We start from the raw sequence: 11865 nt of genomic DNA, 5'->3' as shown, positions 1-11865 counted from the left end.
GAACACCCAGGCATCGAGGCCCCAAGCTTGACCGCGCCCAAAACTACGAAAGAGGATCGAGCCCAAATCAAGAATTCTTCAGAGGCCGACCGGTGGATTCAGGCTAAGGCCAAGTTTCGATGATGGCAGTGTGACCGGGGGCCGTGACGAACTTGCGGTCGTCGGTGAGCAGTGGCATAGCCAACGACTCGGCCAACGCGACATAGAACCCGTCGTAGGCGGTGAAATTGTGCCGCAGGCTCAGGACCCGCCGCTGGAACGGCTGCATCGGGTAGCGTACCAAGGGCAAGTCCGCGAAATCGGCGAGCATCTCCTCCGCCCGGTTGAGATCAATTTTGATCATGGGCTTCGAGGTTAGTAGAAGCCCGCGAATGGCGGAGCTCACCTCAGCATCGATCAGCGTCGGGGCATGCACGTACCGCTGCTGATTGAACCGTTCCTGAAGTCCTTTGTCGCCCCGACGGTTCTGCAGCAGCCGCACGACGATCGAGGCATCGACGACCGGCACTATCGGCGGTCATCCTCAATATACGAACGGATGTCGTCAAGACTGCCCCCTACGCTGCTTCGGGTACCGATTCGCGTAAGAACATCGACCATCGCGGGGCGCGACGTGTCGTCGTGAATTAGCTCGCGGAGGTAGCTCGACAATGACATGCCCCGCGACGCAGCGCGCGCGCGCAGAACCTCGGCATCTTGGGCCGGCACGTCCCGAACCTGAATGATCTCGGTACTCATGCCCACAGCGTAGTCCCGCCGCATGCATTCTGCATGCAGAATTTCACGGGTTCCGATCCGATATCGACCTTCGTACCCGAGGAGCACACCGCCGGAACGGTTCTTCTCGGCGTCGTGAATGAGAACGGAACCGTGCTGCTCTCACTCCATTATTCCGAGAACGGCGACGAAGCAGTCAGAGCCGCCATCGACCTTCTCGGCGAGCCATAAGCCACTCATCATCAGGATGGCTCGAATCATTACCCCGAGATGGATGGGACATCGTGGGGTGGGTTCGACATCGTGGTGAACCGCTACCGGAGCGAGCGAACGTCCACCGACGAGGCCAGCCCATACCTGCCCGAATTCAGTGTTCAGGCCACGATCCAGCGCGGATAAGGGCAGCCGTCGGGCGACACGCACGATCCGCGAGCACTATCGGCAGAACACCGAGCAACACGATGCCGCCGACGCGCACGAGACCGTCCACGCTCAGCAGGAACGCTGTAAATATGTTGCAGCGCTCTGCGGCACTAACGGACACGATAGCCAAAAACAACCATGAAGTGGATGCTGCCCCCGCGACCCACGCCGGCACCCAATTCCACGGCGCCGACACGGCGCCAGCGCGAGCAATCTGCATGGCGGCGACGAGAGCCAGGGCGAACCGTACAAAGGAGTCAACATAGCCGAACACCAGCAGCGCACTCGGCGCAGGAGCGTTCGAAAAGCTCGCGGTGGTGGGGTCGAAGATGAGGGGGCCGCGGACCCAGGGGCGGCCGTGTCGCATGTCGATGTTCCAGCCGGACGTTTCGATGCTGGCATGGCCGGCGTTGCAGATGAGAACGGCGTTGTCGATATTTGTCAGACCGCCCTTACTCCAGGGAATAACGTGGTGAGCCTGCGTCAGGTGCGGCGGCACGGTGCAGCCGGGGATGACACAGCCACCATCACGGGCCGCTAGTGCTCGGCGTTGGCTGTTGGTGAAGAATCGGTTGGTGGTGCCGAGGTGCACAACCTGACCCTGGTGGCCGAACAACACGGGCTGATACCCGCCGGCGCGAGCAACATGCTCAAGGATTCTTCATCACCGAGCAGCCCGAACGACAGCCCACCCAACGCCGCCAACAACGCCTCCCGCGCCTGCTCCACCGCCACAATCACAGGGTTCAAACTGGACTCGCACGGGTTGTCCATGAACATGGGCGCCATTGCCTCCTTCCCATGATTCTACCCCGAATCGAACATAAAAGCGAGAGAAACTCAGGTAGATTTCTACACGAATTTCGATGCCACAGCGAATTGGCGGAGCTTCCCCCGCGCTGGAAGGCCCTGAATCACGTTCGATTGAAAGGTTCGTGCCATCGGAGGCGTTGCGGTGACGCGAGCGACAAATAAAAATAACTATCGAAACTCTGTCACCATGTTCTGCAGGGCACATTCGGCCGATTGGAATGGCGTCCCGATCCACAAACAGCGTGCGCAACCATGCCGTGCCGATGTTGCGAACGCGGTCCCCGCTGGTTGACAGACCAGAACCAGGAACAGTGCGCGCCGGCAAAGCTGCCGCACGGTGCGTGGGCCTTTGATCCGGCCCAGGTGCAGAGCGGGGTATGAACGAACCATGAGGCGGTAAGCGTCGCGGGAGTCACCGAACCGGCCTACCTTCTATGCCCGGTCGGCACGGTCTCGGCCTGCGCGGTCGACTTCATCGTCGGCGATGACTGGGTGCGACTGGGCACGTTCATCAAGGGCCAACGGCCGGTTGAAGCAGCCGACCCGGACCAGGTGCTGGAGCTGGCCGAGCACGTCGCATCCGCTCTGGACTGAAGTAGGCGTTCCAACCAACGCGGCGATCGCCCGATCAAGCGCGGGTCAGCCCAGGCGGCGAGCGGTCTGGGCAGCGGACTCGTGCGCGGCGGCCAGTTCGTGGTGCTGCTTGGCGACCTCGTCGGCGGGAGCGCCGAAACGTTCGCTCAGCGTGCGGGTGGCCACGATCGTTTCCACTGTCATTCCCAGTGCGTCCGCCAGAATCAGGCTGAGCGCGGGCAGTGCGTGATCGTCGAATTCCGTGGATGTTCCCGCGTCGTAAACCCCGCCGCGAGTCGAAACGAGCACGGCCGGGCGACCGGCCAGTGGCTGCTGGCTGGCTGGGTCGTCGAACGGAGCGGTCACCGCTGGCAGGTGGATGTAATCGATCCACGCTTTCAAGGTCGACGGCATCGAGTAGTTGTACAGCGGAACGCCGATCAGCAGCACGTCAGCGGCGACCAGTTCCGAGATCAAAACCTGCTGCAGGGCCTCCTGCTCCGCGCTCGGGTTCGCATCCGCGGGGCGTAGCCGGGGCGGAAAGTGCAGTACGGCATCCGTCAGGTGGGGCAGCGGTTCGCGGTGCAGGTCACGGTGAACGACGGTGTGGTCGGCGCCGAGACTGCGCCAGGTATCGGCGAAGGTCGCCGTGATCGCCCGCGACCGCGAAGTCACAAGGTCTGCGGACGAGTCAAGCTGCAACAGTATGGGCATTCCCACAGCCGAGAGGCAGCGAGCGTGCCCACTTGTGTCGCCGTCGTCGTGGCGGCATCCGCTTTCACTCAGCGGATGCCGCAGCGCGGCTATTCCTCCCGCTCGCCGAAGCGCGGCGCAGCCAGGCTGAGCGTCTCGCCGCGGAAGAACGCCGGACGTACCCGCGACTGCACGATCATGATGACAACACCGATCAGCAAAATAGCCATGCCGAGCACGAAGACCAGACCCAGCCCGAAGATCTCGGAGCCGCTGCCGTAGTTCGGGTCCATGCTGTCGACCAGGGTGGTGCAGAACAGCACCGCCAGGATGATGCCGCCGACCAGGGGAAACAAGAAGGTGAAGAAGGCGTTGCGCACGGTGGCGAACCACTGCCGGCGAAAATACCAGACGCAGGCGAACGCGGTCAGACCGTAGTAGAAGCAGATCATCATGCCGAGGGTCGTAATGGTGTCCCAGAGCACATCTTCGCTGACGAAACGCATGATCGTGTAGAACCCGGCGGCAACGACAGCGGAGGCGATGGTGGCGTATCCGGGAGTGAAGAATCGCGGGCTGACCTTCGCGTAGGCCGGCGGCAATGCGCCGTAGTGGCCCATGGCGAGCAGGGTGCGCGCAGGGGAGACGAAGGTGGATTGCAGCGAGGCGGCCGAGCTGGAGAGTACCGCAATCGACATGAGCACGGCGAACGGGCCGAGTGCCGGGCCGGCCAGCGCGAAGAACACATTGCCCTGGATCTCCGGGTTGCCGAGGCCAACGCCCACACCGCCGACACCGGCAAACGAGACGGCCGCAATGGCGACGAACAGGTAAAGCACCATGACGATGATCACGGTGAGCGTGGCAGCCCGGCCGGGAGTCGAACGCGAGCCCTTGGTCTCCTCCGACATGGTCAGCGTGACGTCCCAGCCCCAGAAGATGAAGATCGACAGGCTCAGGCCGGCCGCAAAGGCGGAGAACGTGGTGACAGCGAAGGGGTTGAACCACGACAGCGAGACCGGCGTCGGGTCGAACGCGGTGCCATTGGCGATGTGCACGAAGGCCATGATGCCGAATCCGACCAGCACGATCAGCTGAAAGCCGACCAACCAGTACTGCACCTTCTGGGTGGTCTGCATGTCCCGGTAGCTGATCCAGGTTGCGATCAGAATGAACACCAGGCAGGTTCCGACGTTGATGAGCGGGTTTCCGGCGAGCCCCGCGATCTCGGCGCTGTTCCCGAAGATCTGCGAGAGCATCAGATAGAAGAAATCGACGGCGATTCCGGCGAGGTTGCTCAGCACGACGACGGTTGCGGCGATCAGTCCCCAGCCGGCCATCCAGCCGATCCATGGCCCGAATGCCCGCGTCGCCCAGGTGAACGAGGTGCCGCTGTCCGGCATGGCCTTGTTCAGCTCGCGGTAGCCGAGGGCGACCAGCAGCATCGGAATGAATCCGGCGACGAAGATCGCCGGCAGCTGCAGCCCAACCTCGGCCACGGTTGGTCCGAGTGCACCGGTCAGGGTGTAGGCCGGAGCGATGCAGGAGATGCCGATAATGACGGCGCCGACCAGTCCGACCGAGCCAGCGCTCAGCCCCTTCTTGGAGATTCCCCCCGTCGGTTTTTCAACGGCTTCACTGGCGTTGATTTGTAGCGTCATGTTGTATTTACTTCCCCACCGTCACGGTGAATTCGGGCGTCACGGTGGCATCGGGCAGCACTGTGGCATCGGGCAGCACGGTGAAATCTCGGGGCACCACGATCAGGGGCACCGGCAGTTCGCGCAGCATCTTGGCCGCGATGGAGCCCAGAAAGAGGCGATGGGGCTGAGCCAGCCGGCTGGAGCCGACCAGGCAGACCTCGGTCGGTTCCCAGGGCAGTCCGCGCACGGCGTGCTCGATGCTGCTGCCGGAGGCGACGCTGGCGGTCACCTCCAGCCCGTCCATCAGGTGGTCGGTGGCGTAGTCGAGCACTGCCTGGGCATGGTCGGCGGCCAATACGATCGTCTGTTCGTCGGCGCCGGGACGATCGATCGCGACGAGGGAAACCAACCGCAGCGGGGCATCCACTGTGCGCGCCAAAAGGATGCCGGCCGTCAGTAGTCCGTCGGCTCCCGCCTTGGTGCCGACCGCGCAGGTGACCCGGCGGATCGGCTCGTCGGTGCCCATCACCCGGGTGCCTTCGGGGGCAAGGGCAACGGGGACGTGGGAGGAATGCAGCAGGCCGCCGGCGACGCTGCCGATCGCGAAGCGGCCGAGCAGTCCGTGGGTTGCCGCGCCGACGACGATCAGGTTCGCCTGCAGCCGAGCGGCGGCGGCGAGCAGCCCCTGGGTGAAGGAATCGGCGTGTTCGAGGTGGGTGCGCACCGAAATTCCGGCGGGTACCAGGGTGAGCGCTTCGGCCAGCCAGCCCTCGGCCGTCTCGAGTAGCAGCCGGTCGTAGCCGGGATCGGTGGGGGTGAGCGTCGCCCGGTCCCCCGCATTGAGAACGAGGACCACGTCGAGTTCGGCGCCGGGAGCGCGGGCAAGACGCACGCCGAGGGCGAGGGCATCCGCTCCCCCCGGGGTCGCAGTGTAGCCGACCAGAAACCTCACGCGACCACGCGCTTGGCAAGGATCGCCGCGGCGGTCTCCTGCCCGACCCGGATCGCCCCGTCCACGTGCTGGTAACCCTTGCCGGCCATGTCGCTGCAGGAGAACGAGATCGGGCCGACGGGACTGCGCAGTTCGGCGCCATACCGGGCCAGTCCGCCCATATCGAAGCTCGCCGCGTACGCGCCGCGGGTCCATTCCTCGGAGCCCCAGTCGCTTTCGTAATAGACGACCGGGTGCAGCGCCTGCTCGCCGTAGTAGTGCGAGAGCGACTCGAGAATGCGGGCCTTGCGCTCGAGCGCGGTCAGCGCGAAGACGGCATCCGCTTCTTCATCGGAGACGAAACCGACCAGGGTGCCGCGTGGGTCCTCAAAATTGGTGTTGTCGTAGGCCTCATGCACGAGCTCGTACGGGCTGAACGCGGTGCCCGAGAGATCGTCGGCGCGCCAGAACGGCGTCTCGTAAACGGCGTGCACCTTGATCACGAAGCCCATGGAGAGGTGCTGGTGCAGCTGCTGCTGGCGGCGCGGCAGGGGCGGGTCGAAGCTGATCCGACTGATCAGGGGCGGCGGAACCGCCACGATCGCGTGCCGGGCGGTGACCGTCATACCGTCGGCAACGACGATGACTCCGTCCTCGTCCCAGGTCAGGCTGCGCACCGGCTGCCCGAGATAGACATCGCCGCCGAGCTTCTCGGCCAGCAGCAGCGGAACCTGCTGCAACCCGCCGACCACACGCTCGTCGAGAATGAAATCGGCATCGACGAGGTTGCTGAACGACCCGGCGCTGGCCGCCATGAGCAGCGCCTGCAACGCCGAGAAGGCGTGCGCGGGCTTGGTGAGCATGGCCCCGGCAATGAACATGCCGATGTTGTCCCGGGCCTCCTGATCGTCGGTCTGGGTCTCCAGCCAGCGGCTGAAGGAGACCTCGTCCAATTCTTTGGCGAGCGGATGCTCCCACGGGGAATCAGGGTTGATCTCGGCCACGAGGGCGTCGAGTTTCTCGATCAGGCCAAGGATCTGTGCCTCGGTGCCGGCTGGAACCGGAAATATCTCACCGTCGAACCGGCTGACCACGCCGGAACCGTTGATGTACACGTTGCGGCCAGCCCGGTAGCGCGGGTAGGTCTTGAGGCCCAACTCGGCCAGAGTGGTCTTGAGGGCGTGCTGGTCGGGCGAGACCCACTGACCACCGATCTCGAGCATGGCACCCTCGATCTCATGGGTCCACAGCCGCCCGCCGACCCGATCGCGGGCTTCGAGCACCGCCACACTGAGGCCGGCCTTCTGCAATGCCGTGGCGGCGGTGAGACCGGATGCCCCGGCGCCGATAATAACGACGTCACGATCAATCGTGGTCATGGTTGCTCCTGTGATGAGGTGGGATTAGGACGCGGGAATGAGGGTGTACTTCGTCGAGAGGTACTCGTTGATGCCTTCAAGGCCGCCCTCACGGCCGAGCCCGGACTGCTTGACGCCGCCGAAAGGTGCTGCGGCATTGGAAACGAGGCCGGTGTTCAGACCCATTATTCCGGTATCGATACTCTCGATCATACGGTGCCCACGGTTGATATCGGTGGTAAAAACGTAACCGATCAGACCATATTCGGTGTCATTTGCCATTTCGATGGCCTCTTCATCTGTTTCAAAAGTTTGGATGCCGACGACCGGTCCAAAGATTTCCTCCAGCACGAGGCGGCTGTCGGCGCTCACTCCGGTCAGGACAGTGGGGGCGTAGAACGAGCCGGGCCCCTCTGAGCGGATGCCGCCGGTGAGCAGCGTGGCGCCGCGCGCGATGGCGTCCTGCACGAGGGCAGCCACGTTGTCGACGGCAGCTTCGGTCACGAGCGGCCCGAAGTTCACCGTGGGATCGATGCCGGGTCCGGACACGAGGGCATTGACCCGTTCGGTCAGTCGACGGGCGAACTCATCGGCCACAGACGCGTGCACGATGAACCGGTTGGCGGCCGTGCAGGCCTGGCCGGTGTTGCGGAACTTCGCGAGCATGGCGCCGGTGACGGCCTGCTCGAGGTCGGAGTCGGCGAATACCACGAAGGGGGCATTGCCGCCGAGTTCCATCGAGGTGCGCAGCACGTTCTGGGCGGCTTGGGCGATCAGGGCACGCCCGACGCCGGTCGACCCGGTGAAGCTGAGCTTGCGCAACCGGGGGTCGGCGATGATCGGGGCCGACACCGCCTGCGACCGGGTCGTCGTGATGACGTTCACCACGCCGGCCGGCACGCCGGCATCCGCTAACAACTGCACGAACAGCAGCGTGGTCAGCGGGGTCAGCTCGGCCGGTTTCACGACCACGGTGCAGCCCGCGGCGAGCGCCGGGGCAATCTTGCGCGTGGCCATGGCGAGCGGAAAGTTCCACGGAGTAATCAGGTAGCACGGGCCCACCGGCCGCTGGGTGACGACCATCGTGCCGGTGCCCTCCGGGTTGGCACCGTACCGGCCGCTGATACGCACGGCTTCCTCGCTGAACCAGCGCAGAAACTCTCCGCCGTAGGTCACTTCACCGTTGGCTTCGGCGATCGGCTTGCCCATTTCGAGCGTCATGAGCGTGGCGAAATCTTCCCGACGCTCCTGCAGCAGGTCGAAGGCGCGGCGCAGAATCTCCGCGCGCACCCGCGCCGGGGTCGCTGCCCAGGCATCCGCTGCGGCAACCGCTGCGTCGAGGGCTCGGGCACCATCGGCGACGGATGCGTTTTGAATCTGTTTGAGAACCTGCCCGGTCGCCGGGTCGGTCACCGCAAACGGCTCCCCGGTCCCGTTCACCCACTGGCCGTTGATGTACAGCTGGTCGGGCACGCGGGCCAGCAGCTCTGCGCTGCCCTGCGTTGCCGGCTGGCCGGTGAGGGTCACGGTGCTCATGCGACGGCCAGTGTCTCAGCCAGTGCGTCGGCGATAACCTGCAGGCCCTCGAGCAGCAGATGGTCCGGAATGCTGAGCGGCGGCAGAAAGCGGATGACGTTGCCGTACGTTCCGCAGCCCAGCAGGATGACGCCCTGGGCGTGGGCGGCGGCGATGACCCGACCGGTCAGGGCGGCGTCCGGTTCCCCCGTGGCGGGGTTGACGAGTTCGATGGCGATCATGGCGCCGCGGCCCCGCACCTCGATAATGCGCGAGTCGGCGGCGGCGAGCGCGCCGAGCCGCTCGTTCAGGATGGCTCCGATGGCGACGGCCCGTTCAACCAGGTGGTCGCTCTCGTAGGTGTCGATGGTGGCGAGTGCTGCGGCGCAGGCGAGCGGGTTGCCGCCGTAGGTGCCGCCGAGGCCGCCGGCCTGGGGCGAATCCATGATGTCGGCGCGCCCGGTAACCGCCGACAGTGGCAGGCCGCCGGCGATCCCCTTCGCGGTGCAGATCAGGTCGGGCACGATGCCCTCGTGTTCACAGGCGAACATGTGGCCGGTGCGGGCGAAGCCGGTCTGAATTTCGTCAGCGATGAAGATGACGTCGTTGGCGTGGCACCAGGCCAGCAGAGTGGCCAGGAATCCCTGAGCTGGAACGATGAAGCCACCCTCGCCCTGAATGGGTTCGATGATGATGGCGGCGAGGTTGCTCGCGCCGATCTGCTTCTCAATCTGCGAGATGGCCCGGTTCGCCGCTACGACGCCGTCCAGGCCGCCGTCGCGCAACGGGTACGACATGGGCGCTCGGTACACCTCGGGAGCGAAAGGGCCAAATCCGTTCTTGTACGGCTGGTTCTTGGCGGTCAGCCCCATCGTGAGGTTGGTGCGGCCGTGATAGGCATGGTCGAAGGCGACGACGGCCTGCCTTCCGGTGAAGTGCCGGGCGATCTTGACGGCGTTCTCCACCGCTTCGGCGCCGGAGTTGAACAACACGCTGCGCTTCTCATGGTCACCGGGGGTGAGGCGGTTCAGGGCTTCGGCAACCTCGATGTAGGAGTCGTAGGGCGCCACGGTGAAACAGGTGTGGGTGAACTGGGCCAGCTGCGCGGCGACGGCCGCCACCACGCGCGGCGCGCTGTTACCAACGCCGGTCACGGCGATGCCGGATCCCAGGTCGATGAGCGAGTTGCCATCGACGTCGACGACAACGCCCCCGCCAGCGGCCACCGCGTACACCGGCAGCGTGATCCCGACGCCGGCCGACACGGCCTGGGCCTTGCGTTGGCTCAGCGCGCGTGATTTCGGGCCGGGGATGCTCGTGACGAGCTTGCGTTCCTGCGCCAGCTGGGGGCCACCAAGCGGAGTACTGGTGGGGCGAGGGGTATCCAGGAGGGTCATCAGAGTTTCCGATCCAAATCGACGGGCGGCAGCGCAGCACGATACCGCTGTGCCATGGGAGCACTGTGCCATGGGAGCACTGTGCCACTTGCGGCACGGAGCAATGCTAGGCAACACCAAGCCGCCGCAACATAGCCAGGTTGTATAGTTGAGGCCACCAAGCTCTCCAACCTGTATAAGGCCTCCCATGCTCCCCACACTGCGCCGCCTGCTCGCTGATCCCCAGCTCGGTCTGACTCTGCTCGGCATCGCCGAACCGGTCGCGCTCGATGCACCGGTGGAGTGGGTACACAGCTCCGACCTCGTCGACCCCACACCCTTCCTGTCCGCCGACCAGGTGCTGCTCACCACCGGCACCCAGTTCGGCACCGATCCGAAAGCGGATGCCGACTACCGCCGCTATGTGCAGCGCTTGCGCGACCGGGGCCTCACCGCGCTCGGATTCGGTACCGAGGTCATTCGCAACGGCACCCCGGAGGGGCTGCTCGCCGCCTGCCAATCGCTCGGCCTGCCCCTGTTCGAGGTGCCGTATCGCACACCGTTCATTGCCGTGGCGCGAGCGGCCGGCGACCTCGTCGCCGAGGATCGCTACGCCGGGGCGACCTGGGCGTTGCGGGCACAGCGTGCGATCGCGCTCGCCGCACTCCGCCCCGACGGTTTGAGCGCGACCCTCGCCGAGCTGTCGAACCAGCTCGGCCACTGGGTCGCACTGTTCGACGCGAGCGGCACCCTCGATCGGGTGTTTCCCCGCGAGACGTTCAGCGCAGCCTCCGACACCCGCGCGACCGTGCAGCACGAGGCCCGCCGCCTGCTCGGGCGCGGCCAGCGATCGAGCAGCAGCGTCGAGGCCGGCGGCGAGACGCTGTCCCTGCAGACCCTCGGCGGGCACGACCACCTGCGCGGCGTGCTCGCGTTGGGCGGGCCGCGTGCCCTCGACCAGGCAAGCACCGAGGTCGTTACGAGCGTGATCGCCCTCGCCGGTCTCGCCCTCGAGCAGAACAACGCCCTCGATCGCGCGCAGGGGCTGCTGCGCTCCGGGCTGATGCACACCCTGCTCGGCGGTGACCGGAAACTGGTAGATCAGATTTCCCGGCAGATGTGGGGTGCACTTCCGGTCGGGCCGGTGCTGGTCGCGGTCGTTGACGCGCCGGCCGCGCGCCGCGACGCCATCACGGAGTACCTGGAGCTGCGCGTCGAGGACTCTCCAGGGCAACTGTTCTTCGCCCGCCAGGAGGACACCATCGTGCTCTGTCTCGACCGGGTGGCCGACGGCATCCTCTCGGACCTGTGCACGCTGTTTGAGTTGCACGCCGGCCTCTCGGAGCCAACCGAGTATCGCCAGCTGCCTCGGGGCCTCGACCAGGCCCAGCAGGCGCTCGCCCGGGCGCGGGAGGGCGCCATAGGCGTGACCGGCTTTGACGTCGTCGCGCGGCAGGGCGTGCTCGCGCTGCTGGCCAGAACGGATGCCCGCGAGGTCGGCCTGGCCACGCTCGCCCCGGTCCTCGCCCACGACCAGACCAAAGGTACGGAACTACTCGCCACCCTGCACGCCTGGTTGCTCTGCAATGGGCAGTTCGGGGCCGCTGCCGACCAGCTCGGGGTGCACCGGCACACGGTGCGCGCCCGTATTCTGCAGGCAGAGCAGTTGCTCGCCCGCGACCTGGGATCGTTTCCGGCTCGCGCCGACGTCTGGGCGGCACTGCTGGCCACCGATTCTGCCACCGAGACCGGCCGGACGACGAGAGAAGGGGGCTGGGGGAATTGAGCCCACTGAGCCTCAGGTCAGCGAGTCGAACGAACTC

The 11865-nt window shown here is 65.6% G+C and carries 12 protein-coding genes; 3 read left to right on the top strand and 9 right to left on the bottom strand.

Annotation, left to right across the window (positions count from 1 at the left end; genetic code table 11):
* Positions 1-103: 103 nt before the first annotated feature.
* Together E3O45_RS02410 and E3O45_RS02405 are read right to left on the bottom strand one after the other, a co-directional pair.
* Positions 104-508 carry a type II toxin-antitoxin system VapC family toxin gene (locus E3O45_RS02410; RefSeq protein WP_198418208.1) on the bottom strand — a complete coding sequence of 135 codons (405 nt, stop codon included), beginning with the start codon at positions 506-508 and terminating at the stop codon, positions 104-106.
* Complete coding sequence (locus E3O45_RS02405; protein WP_134441460.1) at positions 508-738, bottom strand: hypothetical protein; 231 nt, start codon at positions 736-738, stop codon at positions 508-510. Before E3O45_RS02405 ends, E3O45_RS02410 begins: the two co-directional genes overlap by 1 nt.
* A 33-nt stretch (positions 739-771) precedes the next feature.
* Between E3O45_RS02405 and E3O45_RS17390 the strand changes: the two genes are divergently transcribed.
* The gene (locus E3O45_RS17390; RefSeq protein WP_166789374.1) at positions 772-948 is read left to right on the top strand and encodes a hypothetical protein; all 177 of its coding nucleotides are present in this window, start codon (positions 772-774) and stop codon (positions 946-948) included.
* 136 nt (positions 949-1084) lie between these two features.
* On the opposite strand, the gene E3O45_RS02400 is transcribed toward E3O45_RS17390, so the two are convergent.
* Positions 1085-1732 carry an HNH endonuclease signature motif containing protein gene (locus E3O45_RS02400; RefSeq protein ID WP_166789373.1) on the bottom strand — a complete coding sequence of 216 codons (648 nt, stop codon included), beginning with the start codon at positions 1730-1732 and terminating at the stop codon, positions 1085-1087.
* Here E3O45_RS02400 and E3O45_RS02395 point away from each other — a divergent pair.
* Positions 1727-1945 carry a hypothetical protein gene (locus E3O45_RS02395; RefSeq protein ID WP_134441456.1) on the top strand — a complete coding sequence of 73 codons (219 nt, stop codon included), beginning with the start codon at positions 1727-1729 and terminating at the stop codon, positions 1943-1945. The genes E3O45_RS02400 and E3O45_RS02395 overlap by 6 nt on opposite strands.
* A 647-nt stretch (positions 1946-2592) precedes the next feature.
* Here E3O45_RS02395 and E3O45_RS02390 read toward each other — a convergent pair.
* From E3O45_RS02390 to gabT, 6 genes are all read right to left on the bottom strand, one after another.
* Positions 2593-3240 (bottom strand): FMN-dependent NADH-azoreductase, encoded by a 648-nt coding sequence (locus E3O45_RS02390; protein ID WP_134441454.1) that lies wholly within the window; start codon positions 3238-3240, stop codon positions 2593-2595.
* Positions 3241-3329: 89 nt separating this feature from the next.
* On the bottom strand, positions 3330-4880 hold the full coding sequence (locus E3O45_RS02385; RefSeq protein WP_134441453.1) for an APC family permease: 1551 nt from the start codon (positions 4878-4880) through the stop codon (positions 3330-3332).
* 7 nt (positions 4881-4887) lie between these two features.
* Positions 4888-5814: a universal stress protein gene (locus E3O45_RS02380; protein ID WP_134441451.1), complete on the bottom strand. Its 927-nt coding sequence runs from the start codon at positions 5812-5814 to the stop codon at positions 4888-4890.
* Positions 5811-7172 carry an NAD(P)/FAD-dependent oxidoreductase gene (locus E3O45_RS02375; RefSeq protein WP_134441449.1) on the bottom strand — a complete coding sequence of 454 codons (1362 nt, stop codon included), beginning with the start codon at positions 7170-7172 and terminating at the stop codon, positions 5811-5813. Before E3O45_RS02375 ends, E3O45_RS02380 begins: the two co-directional genes overlap by 4 nt.
* Before the next feature lie 24 nt (positions 7173-7196).
* A complete protein-coding gene (locus tag E3O45_RS02370; RefSeq protein ID WP_134441447.1) occupies positions 7197-8687 on the bottom strand; it encodes an NAD-dependent succinate-semialdehyde dehydrogenase in 1491 nt (496 codons plus the stop codon).
* Complete coding sequence (gene gabT / locus E3O45_RS02365; RefSeq protein WP_134441446.1) at positions 8684-10063, bottom strand: 4-aminobutyrate--2-oxoglutarate transaminase; 1380 nt, start codon at positions 10061-10063, stop codon at positions 8684-8686. The genes E3O45_RS02370 and gabT overlap by 4 nt, the downstream gene beginning before the upstream one ends.
* A gap of 187 nt (positions 10064-10250) precedes the next feature.
* On the opposite strand from gabT, the gene E3O45_RS02360 reads away from it, so the two are divergent.
* Positions 10251-11828, top strand: a complete 1578-nt coding sequence (locus E3O45_RS02360) for a PucR family transcriptional regulator (protein WP_134441444.1) — start codon at positions 10251-10253, stop codon at positions 11826-11828.
* The last annotated feature ends 37 nt before the right edge of the window (positions 11829-11865 follow it).

This window comes from Cryobacterium sp. TMS1-20-1, from assembly GCF_004402355.1.
Classification (GTDB): Bacteria; Actinomycetota; Actinomycetes; order Actinomycetales; family Microbacteriaceae; genus Cryobacterium; species Cryobacterium levicorallinum.
Note: the sequence above shows the minus strand (reverse complement) of the source record. Positions and strands in the feature narration are given on the sequence as shown.